Source organism: Butyrivibrio sp. MC2013, from assembly GCF_000424585.1.
Taxonomy (GTDB): domain Bacteria; phylum Bacillota; class Clostridia; order Lachnospirales; family Lachnospiraceae; genus Butyrivibrio.
The window spans coordinates 37,044-56,058 of record NZ_AUKE01000001.1 but is presented as its reverse complement, the minus strand read 5'-3'; the positions used below and the strand labels follow the sequence as shown (position 1 = coordinate 56,058).

14 protein-coding genes are annotated in these 19,015 nt (G+C 44.0%); 13 read left to right on the top strand and 1 reads right to left on the bottom strand.

Annotation, left to right across the window (positions count from 1 at the left end):
• Positions 1-20 precede the first annotated feature (20 nt).
• Positions 21-1,481, bottom strand: coding sequence for a sulfatase (locus tag G636_RS0100230; RefSeq protein WP_026506369.1), 1,461 nt, complete (start codon positions 1,479-1,481; stop codon positions 21-23).
• A gap of 382 nt (positions 1,482-1,863) precedes the next feature.
• Here G636_RS0100230 and G636_RS0100225 point away from each other — a divergent pair, with 382 nt between their 5' ends.
• The 13 genes from G636_RS0100225 (at position 1,864) to G636_RS0100165 (ending at position 19,015) form a co-directional block, all read left to right on the top strand.
• Positions 1,864-2,781 carry a glycosyltransferase gene (locus G636_RS0100225; protein WP_026506368.1) on the top strand — a complete coding sequence of 306 codons (918 nt, stop codon included), beginning with the start codon at positions 1,864-1,866 and terminating at the stop codon, positions 2,779-2,781.
• A 24-nt stretch (positions 2,782-2,805) separates the two neighbouring features.
• The gene (locus G636_RS0100220; protein ID WP_026506367.1) at positions 2,806-4,557 is read left to right on the top strand and encodes an ABC transporter ATP-binding protein; all 1,752 of its coding nucleotides are present in this window, start codon (positions 2,806-2,808) and stop codon (positions 4,555-4,557) included.
• A gap of 9 nt (positions 4,558-4,566) precedes the next feature.
• Entirely contained in the window at positions 4,567-5,547 is a 981-nt protein-coding gene (locus G636_RS0100215; RefSeq protein WP_026506366.1) for an acyltransferase family protein, read from the top strand.
• A gap of 151 nt (positions 5,548-5,698) precedes the next feature.
• Complete coding sequence (locus G636_RS16590) at positions 5,699-6,502, top strand: GT-D fold domain-containing glycosyltransferase (protein WP_196802987.1); 804 nt, start codon at positions 5,699-5,701, stop codon at positions 6,500-6,502.
• A 76-nt stretch (positions 6,503-6,578) separates the two neighbouring features.
• Entirely contained in the window at positions 6,579-7,844 is a 1,266-nt protein-coding gene (locus G636_RS0100205; protein ID WP_026506365.1) for a glycosyltransferase family 4 protein, read from the top strand.
• A gap of 56 nt (positions 7,845-7,900) precedes the next feature.
• On the top strand, positions 7,901-9,004 hold the full coding sequence (locus G636_RS0100200; protein WP_196802986.1) for a glycosyltransferase: 1,104 nt from the start codon (positions 7,901-7,903) through the stop codon (positions 9,002-9,004).
• Between the two features lie 12 nt (positions 9,005-9,016).
• Positions 9,017-10,165 carry a glycosyltransferase family 4 protein gene (locus tag G636_RS0100195; RefSeq protein WP_051226340.1) on the top strand — a complete coding sequence of 383 codons (1,149 nt, stop codon included), beginning with the start codon at positions 9,017-9,019 and terminating at the stop codon, positions 10,163-10,165.
• A 106-nt stretch (positions 10,166-10,271) separates the two neighbouring features.
• Positions 10,272-11,798, top strand: a complete 1,527-nt coding sequence (locus G636_RS0100190; RefSeq protein ID WP_196802985.1) for a hypothetical protein — start codon at positions 10,272-10,274, stop codon at positions 11,796-11,798.
• A 174-nt stretch (positions 11,799-11,972) separates the two neighbouring features.
• Positions 11,973-13,694, top strand: a complete 1,722-nt coding sequence (locus G636_RS0100185) for a glycosyltransferase family 4 protein (RefSeq protein WP_242826890.1) — start codon at positions 11,973-11,975, stop codon at positions 13,692-13,694.
• A 53-nt stretch (positions 13,695-13,747) separates the two neighbouring features.
• Positions 13,748-14,872 (top strand): hypothetical protein, encoded by a 1,125-nt coding sequence (locus G636_RS0100180; RefSeq protein ID WP_026506360.1) that lies wholly within the window; start codon positions 13,748-13,750, stop codon positions 14,870-14,872.
• A gap of 16 nt (positions 14,873-14,888) precedes the next feature.
• Positions 14,889-16,796, top strand: coding sequence for a hypothetical protein (locus G636_RS0100175; RefSeq protein WP_026506359.1), 1,908 nt, complete (start codon positions 14,889-14,891; stop codon positions 16,794-16,796).
• Positions 16,789-17,913 (top strand): glycosyltransferase, encoded by a 1,125-nt coding sequence (locus G636_RS16585; protein ID WP_035778330.1) that lies wholly within the window; start codon positions 16,789-16,791, stop codon positions 17,911-17,913. Before G636_RS0100175 ends, G636_RS16585 begins: the two co-directional genes overlap by 8 nt.
• Complete coding sequence (locus G636_RS0100165; RefSeq protein ID WP_026506358.1) at positions 17,903-19,015, top strand: acyltransferase family protein; 1,113 nt, start codon at positions 17,903-17,905, stop codon at positions 19,013-19,015. Before G636_RS16585 ends, G636_RS0100165 begins: the two co-directional genes overlap by 11 nt.

Below are 19,015 nucleotides of genomic sequence, written 5' to 3'. Positions count from 1 at the left end.
ATGCTCTGCCTTTTTTGTAATCATATATGCATATGTCTTCTGCGCAGCTCCTGTGCGCCTTCTGATCTGCCTGTTTCTTCCAGACGCTTGCAGTATAGATCCAGGGCTCCTCTTACATGGAAGGGGCCGCCTTCTGACATTACAGTCCACATGGGATCAACGGTATAAGGGCTGGATAGCATGGCATCATCGTGCCAGTCCAGGATGATCTTGGCACCCCTTGCGCATATCTCAGGATACTGATCTGCCAGGTTGTGCTGTTCATGAACGTCCTCTTTGATATTAAAGAGCATCTCTTTGTCAAAGAGATGGAAGCCGTCATGATAGGTCCTGATATAGAGCCAGTCGCCAAAGCGGGCTGATCTCTGGCATACATGTGCCATCTGGGATATGACAAGACTCTCCCTACCCTGATCTGTGCCATTTATAAGAGTATCTGCAAAGCTCTGTCCGTCCCACCTTGATCCTTTATCTACGCCCAGGAGATCACTCATGGTGGGGAGGAGGTCCAGGCTGTAATGAAGTCCATGATCTGTATGACCCTTTAATGCGCCGGGCCATTTGATGATAAAGGGTATATGGCAGCAGGCGTGGTCTGCAGTTGCGTGCTCTGCATAGATAGCCAGCTCGCCGAAATTCTCACCATGGTCAGAGGTGATGATGACGGCCATATCATCATAGATGCCCAGGGTGCGCAGCTTGTCTAATATCTCTCCCACAATCTTGTCGGTATATGCTACGCCGCAGTCATAACCGTCAAATACTCTGATCAGGTCCTGTCTGCATGAGATCTTACCCGGATTGCGGGGGAGATCGGGATTTTCATTATCATCAAACATGTTCAGTTCGCTGGCGCTGTGAGGTCCCACCGCATGGATATGGGACTCAAGTGTCTCGTCATCTATCCAAGTACCCGCCAGGCCGTCTCCCTCAAAGGGATTGCCAAAGTCCATGGGAGCCCTGTAAGGAGTGTGAGGATCCCAGAGGTGCACATGGAGGTACCAGTCGTCCCTCTGAGTGCCATTGTCATCCAGCCATTTAAGTACGTAAGGGAGCACAGCTTCGCCTGATTCTACGCCTCTGTGTCCTTCATTAAAGGTCTCGTTAAAGCCTGCGGAAAACCACCAGGATGAATGTCTCTCCGGGAAGGTGCTGACAGATGCAGTATACATGCCTGCCCGTCTGAAAATATTATTGAAATTATCCATGTCATAGCTATCGCAAAAACTCCTGCCCGGGCCCTCCAGACGCCTGTCTCCCGCTGTACCGCCATGGCCTACAGCACCGTTCTTGATGCCGAACATACCGCTGATAAGGCTGGCTCTTGATGGAAGACAGGGAGCGTCCGAACAATAATAATTATCAAAGATCACGCCTTCTCTTGCTACCATGTCCATATTGGGCGTGGTATTCCTAAGGTATCCAAAGCAGCCCATATGGTCAGGCCGCAGCGTATCAATGTCTACAAACAGCAATTTCACAGTGTTCACCTCCCGGGATATACATACAAATATGTTTAGCATTGTGAGAGTTTCGAAGAAACGGAACAATCCGTTAGTCATAAGGTGTCAAAAGGAACTTTTGACACCTACCTCATAATATTACTACGAATCATCTGCCTTGGGTGATATCCTGCAATTATCGTATTGATAAGAAATACCTGGTCAAACTGGCTGATGTATGGCCTCCTCGCGTTAGCTTCCAAAGTCCTGTGGTCAGGACCATGGAAGCTGTCGGCCCCGCAGGTGGAAGAATAAGCGAAATTATGGTAATATATCATGGATTATGTGCAGAGAGCAGGCTCTATAGAGCTACACTAAAGAGCATATATCATAGATCAGGGAAGGCAGCTAAGGTGAATGCATGGACAGAGTTGGGGTTGTTGTACTTAATTACAAGGCTTTTAAAGATACAATAGTGTGTGTTGACAGCCTGCTCCTTCAACGAGGGGTGGAGATACACGTAGTAATAGTAGATAACGCTTCGGGTAATGAATCCGTCAAAGTCTTGAAAGACAGATATGACAAGAATCTAAGGGTCGAGATAATAGAAAGTAATGAGAATCTTGGATTTGCCAGGGGCAATAATCTTGGTATCGCAAGGCTCAGGTCTTTGGGTTACGATTTTGTATTTCTGGCAAATTCGGACCTTGTCTTTTCCGGCGATGATATCCTGTATGACATGGTCAGGGAATATAGCAGCTGCAGGGCAGCTGCAGGCCTTATCGATCCGGTTGTGATCAATCCTGATAATAGTCCGGCCCTTTTTGTATATTTTAAAAAGAAGCTTATGCGACTCAGGATGATCAGGACTTTTATAGAAGGCTATTTTAAGAATAGAGCCAGATCCAACTTGTCACCCACTGATATATTAAGCGATGAAGACATGATACGCTCGTATGACATTGATCAGATAAGGGATAATCTATACCTGGGAAAGAAGGAAGGGAAGCCGGGACATCTTGTTCATGAGGATCACTTTAAGATCATAGGCTGTGCGTATATGTATACCCCTGACTTTTTTAAGCATTATGATCTGATGTATCCGGAAACCTTCCTTTATGGAGAAGAATATTGCACAGCTCTGTTTTTGGCAGCTGCCGGACTATCTACCATGGAGGTAAACACTGCTGCAATAGTACATCTTGGCGGGCGCTCAACGTCTCCCGGGATCAAGAAATCCAAGATGATAAGAGACAGGTACAAGAAGGCTGTATATGGCCTGATAGCAACGCCTCCGGGAAGGATCGTCAGTAAATACGGAAGAGTAAACAAGGCATGAGATAAGAAAGATAGAGATAAAGAGATGATAGGTAAACTAAATTATATTATTACTGGAAAAGAAAAAAGAGCGCTGGTCTGGATCGCCTTTATGATCATAGTGGCCAGCGTATTGGAGCTATTGGGCGTTACTCTTTTTATGCCTTTTATAGATGTGATGCTGGATACCTCCAAGATCCACAGTAATCAATATCTGGATCTGATATATAGGTGGGGAGGCTTTACAGGAGAGAGAACCTTCCTTACAGCAATAGCTGTAGCTATTATGGTGGTATATATTGTCAAAAACACATTTATGCTTATAGAGAATGACATTATATACAGATATGCTTATAAGATGCAGAAGAGGATCTCTGTAAGGCTCCTGACAACATATATCCATGAGCCCTATACATTTCATCTCAACACCAATATCGCTGTCCTTCAGAGAAGCCTTCAGGAGGATACAGATCTCTTTATAAAGGGTATCATCCATATTCTTCAGCTGATTGCTGAGCTTGTTATATCCCTTGTGATGATCATATATCTCTTTAAGGTCAGCCAGTCTATAACTGTCATTCTGGGTATTATCCTGGTATTACTCCTGGTGGTATTCAGAAAGATCGCTCACAGCGCCAGCATTACCAATGGCAAGAAAGGACAGAAATACAAGGGCATCCTCTATCAGACTATGAACCAGGCTCTGAGTGGTATCAAGGAAGTCAAGGTATTGGGCAGGGAGAGATTCTTCATAGGACAGTATGAAGGAGTGTTTGGCGGATATACTGATGTACTGAGAAAACAGAGACTGACGGGCATTGCTCCAAAGTATCTGGTTGAAGCAGCTTGTATGACAGGAATGCTGGCCGGAGTTATAGTCAAGATCAACTTTGGTCAAAAGGACCTTACTGCCTTTGTGGGACAGCTTGCTGTATTTGCAGTTGCAGCGCTGAGACTCCTGCCTTCAGTGGGAAGGATCAATGAGCATTATACTAATATCATGTATTCATCAGCTTCCTTTGATCTCATATATAATGATCTGAAATCCATTGAAGATTATGAGGAAAGTAAGGAAGAAGCTGTATGCGACGAGTCCTGGAGACTGAAGGACCAGATAGAGATCAGACATATATCCTATCATTATCCGGATTCTGAAGAGAATGTGATAAACGATGCATCTTTGGTGATTCCCAAGGGTCATACTGTAGCCTTTATCGGAGGCTCGGGATCAGGTAAGACCACAATGGCTGATATCATCCTGGGACTGTTAAAACCCCAGATAGGTCATATCTACGCAGATGATATGGATATAGAGAGCAATATGAAAACCTGGCAGCACAATATGGGCTATATCCCTCAGGTCATATATCTATCTGATGATAGTATCAGAAATAATATTGCCTTTGGTATCAGACCTGAAGCCATTGATGAGGATGCACTTAATAAGGCAGTAGATGACGCCCAGCTTAGAGAATTTGTGGATACACTTCCCGATGGTCTTGATACCATGGTGGGAGACAGAGGTGTAAGACTATCCGGCGGTCAGAGGCAGCGTATAGGCATAGCCAGAGCACTTTATCATAACCCGGAAGTGCTGATCCTGGATGAGGCGACATCTGCCCTTGATAATGAGACAGAGACTGCGGTAATGAAATCCATAGACTCCCTGAAGGGGCTTAAGACTATGATCATCATTGCTCACAGGCTGACCACTATCCGCAATGCGGATAAGATCTATGAGATAGAAAATGGCAAGGCTGTGGAGAGGTCTCACAAAGAAGTATTTAAGGAGCTGTAAGTAATACTTATGAAAAGAGTGGGGTACGTTGATACATTCAGGGGAATAGGCATTATATTGATGATCATAGGGCATGTTGGATTCTGGGGGACCTTCAGCTATTTCTTTCATGCCTTTCATATGCCTATGTTTTTCTTTGTGACAGGCTACTTTTGGAAAAAAGAAGAGATATCATCTTTTATCAGTAAAAGGATCCGAACACTTCTTCTTCCGTATTTCGTATGGACTCTTTTTCATTTCTTTATCTGGCTATTCGTGAGGTCTGCAACGGATATCTCTGTTTCAGAAGCACTCTTTCACATATTCCTGGTCAATACTACCAAGGTTCCGCTAACAGGGATATGGTTTCTGACAGCGCTGTTTATAGCTTCCCTTATATATGCGATGGTCTGCGCGTCTACAGATAATGTATATGTACAGACTGTCATTATCGCTATCATAGCTCTGACAGGCAACCTGCTGCCTCTGCTATTGCCCTTCAGGCTTCCATGGGCTATGGATGCCGGTATGGTTGGTGCAGGTTTTATCCATGGCGGAGCTATCCTTAGAGATCACAAAGTCCGGGGCAGGGACCTGCTGGATATCAGGATGATATACATCATACCAGCCGCCATTATCGTTACACTGCTTATATTTGTTAACAGTGAAGTGAATATGAGAACAGGTGAATATGGCATCATACCGCTCTTTTGGATCAATGCCTTTGCATCAATTGTGGTTCTATGGAATATCTGCAAGGCCTGGAATGGCCGTGAGCTCAAGGGAGTAGTAGGCGCAGCAGATGAAGAGGTGAGGTTTATAGGCCGCAATTCCATATGCTACCTGTGCTTTAACCTGAGTCTGCTGACACTGTTTCAGTATCTATTATCAGGCCTTCATATGATCAGTCACATTAAGAAGCTGATCATATTTGCAGCCATCCTGATCAGTATTCATTTGATAACTATAGTCTTGAGCGGCAGGTTAAAGTGCCTTATAGGCAAGAAATAAATGGTGTATTTAGATGGCCTTTAGTTCGGATTGGCAAAGTCGTGATCCATGGAAGTGAGTATAAGATATGACAGTAAGTATCCCATCAATTATCAAAAACAGAATAAAAAAGCTGCTCTCAGATGTCTCATATATCCTGCATGAGGGGGATATGAGCAGGCAGATACATGTAGCAGATATTGATGAGACCATCCGCATCCTTCAGGATACGGATAAGAGCCTGGTCAGATTCGGAGACGGAGAGATGCTCATGATCTCCGGGAGGAAGATAGGCTTTCAAAGCTATGATGAGAAGCTGTCGGGTGAACTTGCCGGGATCATCACCTCCAGGGATGAGGGACTGATCGTGGCTCTTCCGGATATATTTAACGGACTTGATAAGTATGTTCCTTCAACTGCTGCGTTTTGGAAGGAACATTTGTTCTTTTACAGAAAGAAATATCTGCAGTATTGCAGCTCTGACTACAGATATGGATCAGCCTTTTTCTCCAGATGCTATATGTCTATGAAGGATAAGAGCAGATCCGGTGAATACTTCAGGGAGATAAGAAAAATATGGCAGGGCAAAAGGATAGTGGTGGTAGAGGGTGCAATGACTCATAACGGAGTAGGCAATGACCTCTTTGATGAATGTGAGAGCGTAGAGAGGATCATATGTCCATCTTCTGATGCATACGCCAGGATGGATGAGATCGTAGAGCTTTGCGAGCAACATGACAAGGACAAGATCTTTTTGGTATCTCTGGGACCGGCTGCCAAATCTCTGGTAAAGAGATTGTATGATAGCGGCTTTAGGGCTCTGGATATAGGACAGCTGGATACGGAATATGACTGGTTCAGGGAGGGCGGCAGTCAGAAACATCCCCTGGCCAAGCACAAGCTGATCAGCAGGCAGGACAACGCAGCTGCGGGTTATGATGCATATCTGGCTCAGATCATGGCCGTGGTAGAATAAAGCGGTATTTGAATGGAAATTAGTGTATAATATGACGCAGGGTCAAAATTCATGATATAGATGCGGAGCATGGGATTTGAAAATACTGATTGTTAATAAGTTTCTCTATCCAAATGGCGGATCGGAAACATATATATTTAAGATAGGTCAGGCCTTGTCAGCTATGGGACATGAAGTCCAGTATTTTGGCATGGCACATGAAGGTAATATAGTAGGCAACAATGCCGGTATTTACACTGAAGATATGTCATTTACAGGACGGGGTTCTAAGCTAAAGAAACTGACATATCCTTTTAAGATCATATATTCCTTTGACGCTCGAAGGAAGATTCTAAGGCTCCTTGAAGACATGAAGCCTGATGTGGTGCATCTTAACAATATCAATTTCCAGCTGACTCCCTCTATCATAGATGAGATCAGAGCATGGGAGAAGGATAGCGGCCGCAGGGTCAGGATAGTATCTACAGCTCATGATAGTATGTGGGTATGTCCGGGACATCTGATGAAGGTGCCTTCCACAGGTGAATTGTGCCAGAGGTGCATAGACGGCAAGGTCATGAACTGCACCAAATACCGCTGTATACATGATTCGCGGCTGCAGAGCTTTCTGGCTTCACTTGAGGCTATTCTGTACAGAAAAAAGGGGACCTACAGACAGGTGGACAAGGTCATATGTCCCAGCGCATTTATGAATGATGTCCTGTCCCATAATCCTGATCTTAAGGGCAGATGTGTGACCTTGCATAATTTTATAGATGAGAGCGGAGCTGATACCGGTACTGACATGCTGGATGACAAAGTATCGGTCATACTGCAAAGGAAAAGCCCATATGTACTGTTCTTTGGCAGATACAGCTGGGAAAAGGGCATAGGGACTCTGGTAAGTGTATGCAGGTCTCTGCCTGAGATAGACTTTGTATTTGCTGGAAATGGTGATCTGGAGGATGAGGTTAACAGCTGCAGTAATATCACTAATGTGGGCTTCCAGGGAGCAGTTTCCCTTACAGAGCTGATAAAGGGAGCGCTGTTTACGGTATTTCCTTCGGAGGTATATGAGAACTGTCCATTCTCTGTGATGGAGTCCCAGCTTGCGGGGACTCCGGTTCTGGCGTCCAGGCTTGGGGGCATTCCGGAGCTTATAGACGAGGGCGTGACCGGAGAACTCTTTACAGCATCAGACCCGGATGAACTTACAGATAAGATATATAGATTATGGAATAATGAAGCTCTGGTGAAGACCTATAGTGATAACTGCCTGGCCATAGGCCGTGGAGAGGGCAGGCTAAAGGTCTATAGCCTTGGAGAATACTGCCGTAGGCTGATTGATATATACAGTGAATAAAGCTGATGAAAATATTATTTGTTGCACCAAGATACCATACAAATCAAATATGTATCGTGGAAGGACTGATAAAGGCCGGACATAAGGTGACCTTCTGGTCTCAGTATGTGGGACTTATTGAAGAGCACAGAGGCGTGGAACCCGCTCTTATGAAGAAAAGCCTGATCACTTCTATTGGCTCATATATACGACATAAGACACTTTCTGGAGGAGCAGCGGAATCCGAGGACCTCAAGAAGTTCATCCCCTCTCCTGTGTGGGTATACAATAGCCTCAAAGCCATGAAGCCCGACCTTGTCATAACCAGGGAGAGGAGCAGGGTATCCAGAGTGATATCCATCTGCTGCAGGCTGGCAGGTATAGAGCATACTGTATTGTATGTGCAGGAGCCCTATTATCATAGTCCGTCACACCCGGGGCTCAGGGAGCGCATCAAGGAAAAGATCCTGCCAGGTGTAATATATACTCCTGTTAAATATGATCCTTCATCTGATGAGCGGACTTATCACGATGAGCATAGCTATCATCTGCCGCTTGTATATGAAGCGGGGCCTCGCGAGGAAGCAGTTCATAAGGACTATATGCCGGGCGGAGTATTAAGACTGCTTGATATAGGTAAGTATAGAGATTATAAGCATCATATCGGTGCGATCAAGGCTATGGTTGCCCTTGATAGGGACTGCCCTGTCCATCTGACGATAATCGGTCAGTGTGAGAGCGAAGATGAGAAGGCACATAAAAAGATGCTCCTTAGCAGGATCAGGGAGTATGACATTGAAGATAAGGTAAGCCTGTATGACAATATCCCTTATTCTGAGATGAATGATCTCTATCAGAAATATGACATGCTGCTCTTGCCAAGCAAGGCAGAATCAGCAGGAATGGTGATTCTGGAGGCAATGGGAAATGGTCTGGGCGTTATATGCACCAGGACCTGTGGCCTGGCATACTGCGTAGAGGAAGCAGGAGCAGGCGCCAGCTATGATTATGACGATTATGAGTCTCTGGCTGCTATTATAGGGAGCTTTTGTGCTGATCCTGATCGTGTAAGGAACTGTGCTGAGAAAGCTTATGACTATATCAGGGACAATAATGATTTTGAAGCATATTACAGTTCACTAAAGGAACTGATGAAAAGGGAATACGGATATAATATCTAATGGAGACCAACTATGGCTGTTCCACAGAACAATAAAAAACATAAGCATATAGCCATGATCGGCCAAAAGCATGTCCCGTCCAGGGAGGGCGGAGTAGAGGTAGTAGTCTGGGAATTGGCTACCAGGCTCAAAGCCAGGGGCTATGAGGTTGATTGCTATAACAGAGGCGGATACCATCTGTCATCTGAGGATTTTGATCATTATAAGGGCAAGAAGGGCAATTATAAGGAAGGCATCAGGATACTTATGATCCCTACTGTCAAGGATGGCAAGTTCAACGCAGTTGTCTATTCTTTTTTTGCTACTATCCGAGCAGTGTTTGGACATTATGACTGCATTCATTTCCATGCGGAGGGGCCGTGTCTCATGATATGGCTGCCCAAGCTCCTTGGGATTCACACTGTGGCTACTATACACGGTCTGGACTGGCAGAGAGCCAAATGGGGCGGCTTTGCCAGCAGTATGATAAAGACCGGAGAGAAGTTTGCAGCAAAGTATGCTGATGAAGTGATAGTGCTGTCCGGAAATGTCAGGGACTATTTTAAGAAAACCTATAACAGAGATACTCTCTATATATCCAATGCTGTCAGCCGGCCTCAGAAAAAGAAGCCTTCTCTTATCAGTGAAAAGTATGGACTAAAGGGTGATGACTATATCATGACTCTGAGCCGTATCGTACCTGAGAAGGGAATCCATTATCTGATCGAGGCTTTTAAGCAGACAGATACAGACAAAAAACTGGTGATATGCGGCGGTTCCGGTAATTCCATGAAATATCTTGAATCCATCGAACGCATGGCTGCTGAAGATGACAGGATTATCATGACAGGCTTTATAGAAGGGGAGATTCTGGAAGAACTCTTGTCAAATGCATATCTCTTTGCTCTTCCCAGTGATGTGGAAGGTATGTCTATCAGCCTCCTGGAAGCTATGAGCTATGGCAATTGCTGCCTGGTAAGTGATATAGATGAGAATATTGAAGTGACTGAGGATAAGGCACCTGTCTTTGCTCATTCTGATGTGGATGATCTAAAGGATGTGCTATCACGCCTTATTCAGGATCCGTCCCTGGTGCAGCAATACAAGGACGAGGCGGCAGACTTTATATGTGAGAAATATAACTGGGACAGGGTTGTGGATCAGACTGCCAGCTTATACTAGATAAAAGGAGCAGCTAATAGTGAAGGAAAACAGGCTGAAAGACAAATTGCATAATGTGAGCATACCATTGACCAGCCTGCTCTTTTATCTTTATTTCTGTTCATTGATGGCAGTAAAAGGACTGGGCGTTTTGGATAACAGCAATATATACAGGCTGGCATTCTTTGGCGGATGGCTCCTCATTGCAGCAAAGCTCCTTTTGGAAGAGCATTCCCTGATGGAGATGATATACATAGCTGTGCTCCTCATAGCAGGACTTATCAGTTGGAGAGTGGCGGGCAATCAGGGTACTATCATGACTATGATGATGATAGTAGCTGTGAAAAATATGGATATGAAGAAGGTCTTTAGGGCAGCTGCAGTAACATGGTCATTGACCTTTGCCATCCAGATAGTCACGCAGCTACTCTGGCTGCGTCCCAGGGACTTTGTTATCCATGCCAAACTGGGCCTTGGGTATGTTATCAGATGGGGACTGGGCTATGCACACCCCAATGTATTGCAGATCATGTATATGATAATAGTGATATGTATCATCATGGCTGTAAATCCCACTCGCAAGGCTCTGCCAAAGTATCTGTTAATCGCCAGCTTTGGCGCACTTTTTGTATTTATCTATTCTGTCAGTATCACCGGCATACTTTTTCATATAGCATTTGTGATACTGGCCCTTTATTTTAGATACAGATCCGGGGGTGAGCGGGAGCTCTTACTCGTAGAAAAGATCATCTTGTATCTCCTTACTCCTTCAGCTGTTGTGGTCAGCGTGGCCGGTCCCCTTCTGTTAAAGGGAAGAGCTTTTGAGCTATTTGATAAACTCCTTACCACCAGGATGACTCTCTCCAGATATTTCCTTACTGGTTACAGACAGACTCCCTTTGGTCAGGATTTTTCATATTTGTATCACAGTCTGAACCTGGACTGCTCGTATGTTAATCTCCTTATGAAAGGCGGGATCATCCCCTTTGCCATTGTAGTGATCATATATTTACTGGCCTTTGATCATATGATGAAAGCGTATCAGTCAGGGGATGATGAGAGGGCCTGGGTCAAGCTGGCAGCTTTTCTGGCCATTGTATTTGCAGGCATGGCTGAACCCTTTCTATTTAATAATTCATTTAAGAATATGTCCCTCCTATTAGTGGGAGAAGCTATGTATCAGATGATGGGAGAGAGAAGTTCTGATATCTTATGGAAGGGCAGGAAGATAGAAGTCAGACTGCCATACATATCTCCCTGTGGATATCTTGGCAGTTGTCGCAATTTCCTGATAAGTTATGGCAAAGCTGTGATGATAGCAGCTGTATGCGCAGGGATATGTGGCGGGGCAATATATGCCGGGACTGCGAATATGCCTGACAAGATATATGCAAGGCAGTGGATGTGCAGTGCTGAAGACCACGAGAGTCTCTTCTTTGATGAGGAAGAGATAGAACAGCTGAGGCTGGATGATAAGGTATGGGTCCTTAATTATATGGACGAAGAGGATCCCATGCAGGAGTTTGACGGTCAGATAATAAGGATAGAGTATTATAGAGGGATCCTTGCATCCATGGTGCTGATATCCATGGCTGCCGCTATAGTGATCACTATGGTCTGTTCTCTGTGCATATCAAAGCCAAGAGGAAGATGACGGATATAGGAATATATAAAATAATCAAGATAACCCACCACCTTTAGGTGGTGGGAATATCTTGATTACGGGTGCGGGGTTATAAGCCCGTACCCGTAGAACTGCGTCAGCAGTGATTTTATAACGAGCAAAAAGCGAAGCGTTTGCGAGATTAACTGAAGCGGAGATTACGCATTGATAAATACATTTACCAGCAGAATATTAGGCCTAAATATATCAGTTTCCAATATAGATGAAGCGGTTACCCTTATCACAGATAAGGTCCGGGAACTAAAAGGACAGACTGTGGTACTGATCACGGCTGATCTTGTGATGTCTGCATTACATGATAGCAAAGTGGCAGCTTTTCTAAATGATGCTGCGCTGCTTTTGCCCGTGGATGAACCCATTGCCTGGATACAGAGACTGAGAGGATTTACCATATCAGAATCTGTAAGAGAGAAGACATTGATACGCAGGGTTACACACGACCTTCAGGAACAGGGCCTTGAAGGCACAGTAGAATTTGTGGAATATGCGAAGGCGGATGCTATAAAAGGCGCCTCTGATAAGGTGAGGATAGTGACAGGTCCTCCCCGCAGCATATCGGGCAAGGTGAGCTTTTTGGCTGCGTGCCTTAAGGATTCTGCCAAGGGACGCGATAGGGCAGCAGGGGATAAAAAGGACATGCTGATCTATGCCCACTATTATTATCCTGATGTGGCATCCACCGGTCAGATCCTCACTGAGCTGGCAGAAGGACTTAATGAATCCCTGCATATCACAGTGATATGCACCGTGCCCAGCTATACAGGCAAGATAGACAAGCGCTACAAGAAGCATCTGTATTATTATGAGAATATAAACGGCGTCGATGTACTCAGGATAAGGGTACCTGAATTCAGAAAGAACTACTCAGCCAGCAGGCTGGTCAATATCATGGCATACTTTATATATGCTGTTGCTGCTACTACGAGAACAGGACATCAGGACTATATCTATACCATATCGCAGCCTCCTATACTTGGAGGACTCCTGGGAGTAATAGGCAAGTACCTGAAGAAGGCCAGGCTCATATATAACATCCAGGACTTTAATCCCGAGCAGGTGATGGCAGTATCCTTTTCCAAAAATCCTGCTGTCCTTAAGCTAATGATGGCTATGGATAAATTCAGCTGCAAAAGGGCTGATAAGATCATAGTAGTGGGAAGGGATATGATAGATACTCTTAAGAAGAGATTCCCTGTAAATACGCCGCCCTATGTCCATATCAACAACTGGATAAATGAAAACGAGATCGTACCTCTTGCGCCTGATCATGAGAAGGTGATGGCCTTTAAGAAGAAGTATGGGATTGATGGCAAGTATGTGATCATGTATTCCGGCAATATAGGACTATACTATGACCTGCTGGAGATACAAAAGATCATCAGAGAGTATGACAATGTTCATGACGTAGTCTTTGCTTTTGTGGGGCAGGGAAGCGTCCTGGAACAGATGCAGGCATATTCAAAGAAAGAGGATCAGCATAATATAGTATATATCCCTTATCAGAATAAGGAAGACCTGGTATACAGCCTCAATGCCGGAGATGTACATTTCGTAGTAAATGCCAAGGGCATCAAGGGTGTGTCTGTACCCAGTAAGCTATATGGCGTCATGGCAGCAGGCAAGCCGGTCCTGGGTATTTTGGAAGAGGGCTCTGAAGCCAGGCTGATCGTGGAAGAGTCAGGCTGCGGCAAGGTAGTAGAGCCGGGAGATTATCAGGCTATCAGGCAGCTCATAGGATATTATACAGAGCATAGGTCAGATCCCAAAGTTGCCGCTATGGGAGAGAGGGGCAGACAATACCTTGATAAGAACCTGACCAGGAATATTTCTATAGGCAAATATGCAAGTGAGATCCTGTCACTCTAAGCATTAACGACATTTACTCAGACTTTACTAATAATAAGAAAGATAATAACAATATGTCATTATTTCTTTTTGCCAAACAAATAGTGGATCTGCTGTATATGCAGAAATGGCTTGATATTGTCATGGTCCTCATGGTGCTGGTAATGCTACTGTACCAGTACAGACTCACAAGACCTGATATCAGGAACATGATCACCACAGCTGATTACGTGGTCATAGCACTTATAGCACTCCTATCCTTTGCATTTATCAAGGATGTAAGCGAGTGGCTGATATATATCAAGGTCATGTCAGGTATCCTCATGTATTTCATGGGCAGGCTCTATTATGAGAGGATACAGGAGTCTTGGGGAGTCCTGGCTTCGGCAGCATATATCATTGTATATGTTAATCTTATCCACAGGATATTTGCCTTTGGAGGCAGACTCCTTACTGTAACATATGCAGATGGGGACCTTTACTCCAATGATACCGAGATGGCATATGCTATGGTCCTGGCATTTATATTTATAGGGATGTTTGCCAGAAGGTCAGTGATAAAGCTCATAACCATGGCTCTTGCAATACCTTATATGGTATTCTTCTCAGATGCAGGTATACAGATGATACTGCTGGCTGCTCTGGCAGGAGTGATGCTGATGTATATCCTGGAAGTGGCTCTGTACAAGAAAAAGACTGCTATGCTGGGACTGGCAGCAATATTTGCAATCCTGATCATAGTCGTAGCGGTGATATACCTGCCTGTTGTAATACCTGAGACTCATGGTGTATGGAAGCTCTTTGATAATCGTATACTGTCTTCTGCGCAGATGGATTACAGATACGCAGACTGGCAGGAGGTATTTGCCAAAAGGCGCCCTACAGGCATATTTGAGAAGCTGTTAGGCCTGGATCTTCATACCAGGCCGGCGCTTCAAAGCTTGTATCTAAAGATATATTATTCAATTGGTATAGTGGGATTTGTACTTATAGTCCTTTTGATAGTGAGAACCTTTATTGCAGCCTATCGAGGAGAGGACAGGAAGAGCTTCTATGTCACAGTAATGACTGCTATTCTCATGCTGGGAAGCGGCGTAACGGTGAATTCAATGGAGATACTGCAGATGAGCTGGTTTATGATGCTCTTTACCGGAATGGTCATCTCTGCAGAGAATGCTATGATGCAGGAATCTGATTAGTGGGAGAGGAAAACAAATGGGAATAGTATCAGTGTGGCTGCTGGCTGTAGGCCTGGCTCTTATATTTCATAGAAAAGTAGAAGATCTGGCTCTTGCAGGAGTGGCCGGGGTGAGTGTACTACTGCTGTTATTTGGACTTATAGGTCAGCTTCAGCTTGGAGTGTATTGCACTATAGCTATTTCACTGGGCTGCGCCATATATATTATCTTTTCATTTGTCCGACGTGCTTCCGAAACTTTTGAGATCGTTTTTTCTGCAGGGAGCCTTATCATAGCCTTTGCGCTCGTATTTTTTGTGTTCAATTCTATGGGCAGAGCATTTGAATATTCTGATGATTTTGCTCATTGGGGAAGCTATCTTAAGGATCTGTATTATACAGGTACGCTGATGGGCAAATCCAGTAATATCCATGTAATGCACCCTCAGGGACTGCTTGTATGGGATTATTATCTATTAAAGACATGGATGGGATATACCGAGAGCTTTCCTCTTGCATTTCATGCCATGGTCAATCTGATCGCTTTGTTACCCCTTCTCAGATATGCAAATGGAAGACTTAAAATTGTCAAAAGCCTGAGCCTTAGCGTGTTCATTATTCTGACTCCTCTGGCGGTCACAGCTAATTATGGCAGTCTTTATGCAGATGTTATCATGGCTCTTTGCCTGGCTATGTCATATATTTCCCTGGCAGATTATATGAGAAACAGGGATCTTATAAGTATACTGCAGATTATGAGCGCGCTGTATATCATTATATCCTCCAAGAGAGCAGGAATATTTATGGCTGCCTGCTTTATGATCACAGCAGGAATGGCTATCTATCATAATACTGTCAAGATCCGCACAGTATTGCTGATCTCGGCAGGCTGCATGGCGAGCAGCATACTATGGACAGGAATAGATGCCAAGAATATAGCGATGATCATAGGCGGGAGCGTGGCAGGATTACTGCTTGGCTATATCCTTCATAACAGCAGTAAGATAAGGCATAAAGAGGGGCTCGTCATAGCAGTTCTGATAGCAGGAATGATAGGCCTGTGGTTTGTATCGCGGATATATCTGACGACAACTGATTACAATAGACTTACGACTCTTAATTATTTCCGCTTTCTATTTGAAAAGAAGTATTTACTGGGGCTAGGGGTATTGCCTGCTCTACTTATATTTGCTTCCGGTCTGGTATTCTATTATTTCAAGAGGGCTGAGTCAGATGCTGATCTGGATAAAATACTGGTGGCATCGGGAGCGGTGATCTCTATACTTGTATATATCGCCGGCTATCTCTATCTGTATATTTCAGAGATAGCTCCTTCAAACGGTGAAGCAGGGCCATATCTACCGTCTTTTGACAGATATATGGCTCCTTGCTACTATGTATTGTTTTTATATGGGATATATCTTATCCTTGAAAAATATGCCGATAAGTATGACTGGTCAATATTTGTTCTGGCATTTGTTGCATGCCTTTTTGGCGGGAGAATGTTCGAGTATGTATATACCAGGCCGGTGGCTCAGGAATTCCACGGCTTTGAACATGCAGGAATAGTGCTTGATACAGATGATAAGGTCCTGTTTGTAAATGAAGAAGATGATGTAAACGGAATACCCTGGAATGATTGCTTCCAGTACTATATAGCCCCGTCGCTTGCTCGTGATATAGATTATATTCGCTTGCGTTACTATAGCGATAGCCCGGTAGCTGAAAACGGCTATATTACGGCACAGCAGCTGCAGGATATACTTGATAGCAAGAATTATACCTATGTTTACATACAAACATTGTCAGATGATTTCATCTCTGCTTATGATAGCTTGTTCCCCGGTATAGATAATGCTCAGAGCGGGGATGTGTATGAGATCAGGAAGGCGGCAGGCGGCGGAATAGAATGCGTGCTGCTAGATGGGAGTTTCATAGATGGATAAGAGGAGACTCCTGATAATAAATGAATATTTTGGCTATACTTCTACAGGAAGGATAGCTCTGGACATAGCCAGGGAATATGATGAGGATGGCTATGAAGTCAGGGTGGCCTATGGCAGAAAGCCTGAGATCCCGCCGGAAGCTGAGAAATACGCATATCTGATCAGCGGCAAGATAAATGTATATCTGCACGGTATCTATACCAGGCTGACAGATAAGCATGGTCTGGCTTCCAGGGCAGCTACCCGGAGATTTATAAAATGGGCAGAAGAGTTTAACCCTGGCCTCCTATGGCTTCATAATCTTCATGGCTATTATATCAACTATGAGATGCTCTTTGACTGGATCAAGTCCAGGCCGCAGATGAAGGTGAAGTGGACGCTGCATGATTGCTGGACATTTACAGGTCATTGTGCTCACTTCATATACATAGGATGTGATAAATGGAAGACGCAGTGTGAGCATTGTCCTCAGCTTGATCAGTATCCAAAGTCCATGAGAGACAATTCCTATGATAACTATCAGAGGAAAAAGAAGGCATTTACAGGAGTAGAGGATCTGACTATAGTAACTCCGTCAGTCTGGCTGAGCAATATGGTGAAGGAGAGCTTTCTGGCTGAGTATCCTGTTGAAGTGGTCTGCAATACAGTAGACAGAGAGGCGTTTAAGCCTGCTTGCAGCAGCTTCAAGGATAATAACGGATTTGCTGACAAGAAGATGATCCTTGGCGTAGCCAATGTCTGGAATGATAGAAAAGGGCTGGGTGACTTTATAAAGCTTGATAACATGCTGGATCCTGAGCACTATCAGATAGTGCTGGTAGGCCTTGATAAAGAACAGATAGAGAATCTTAGCCAAAAGGATTGTCATATCCTGCCCTTATCAAGAACTAACAATGTCAGCGAACTGGTAGAGATATATAATGCCGCTGACTATTTTGTGAATATGACCTATGAGGATACCTTTCCTACAGTCAATCTGGAGGCAGAAGCATGCGGGACTCCTGTCATCACATATGATGTGGGGGGATGCGCAGAGACTATAAGCCTGGAGGAGAGTAGGCTGGTAGAAAGAGGAAATGTAGCAGCAGTTGCAGAGGTCATTAAAAATGAGCAATGAAAAAAACTACCTGATATCAGATCAGGATTCAAAGATTATCAGTGTATTAAAAGCTATTTTGACCATTATGATAGTGATGATCCATACTCACTATAATGGTATAAATCTTGCTACAGGTAACAGTGTATTTGAATTACCAAAATGGTTTGAAATACTAAAGAAAATCCTTTCTGACGTGCTTCCGACTTGTGCTGTACCGGGATTTTTCGTGATATCCGGAGTTCTTTTGTATAAGAAGCCAATTGATTGGAAAGATAATATCCTCAAAAAGATAAGAAGCCTTTTAGTCCCTTATTTTATCATCAACACATTTTGGATAGTATTTTACGCTTGTGTTCAGCTCAGTCCGTCATTAAAGGTGTTTTTTTCTAATCCTGACAAGATAGTAGCTGATTGGGGACTTTTGGAATATTTGGACGCATATCTTGGATTTGGAACGAGCAACGCGGTCCATCTTATATATGGCCCCCTGTGGTTTGTAAGAAATCTCTTTGTATTAAATATTTTTGCTCCGGTTATTAAGAAGATTATAGATAAAGCCCCTGTATTGACTGCTGCAGCTTTACTTGTGCTGATCGTGGCCTCCTGGTTTATTAAAGGCTCCTCATATACAGTTACTTCAATCGTATACTTTGCTGCAGGGTATTATCTGGTAAAGTATGATATACATTTCCGGGATATAAATAAAGTGAATAAACCTGCAGTAGCTGCAGTATATGTGTCTTTGATCCCATTATTTTTTCTCAGCAAGGGACTGTTTGTCCATAAAGTGATCAAGCTATTGGTGATCTGGGTGGGATTGGTATTTTGGACTTTGGCTTCTGCTACGGTCATCTCATTCAGGGGTGGACTATTAAAACTCTTGGAGCTGGTTTACAGGTATAGTTTTCCAATATACATATTCCATCAGATACCCACTACCATATTGGAAAAGATACTTATTACGCTGTTTCCTGAGACTGTATTATTTATGGTGCTTGGTTATTTCGCAACAGCGATCATGATCTTATGCTATTGCATAGGCCTAAGCATGGCTCTGGAGCGCTGGACTCCGGGGATTTACGGACTATTGACCGGTGGAAGAAAAAAGGCAAAAAAATAA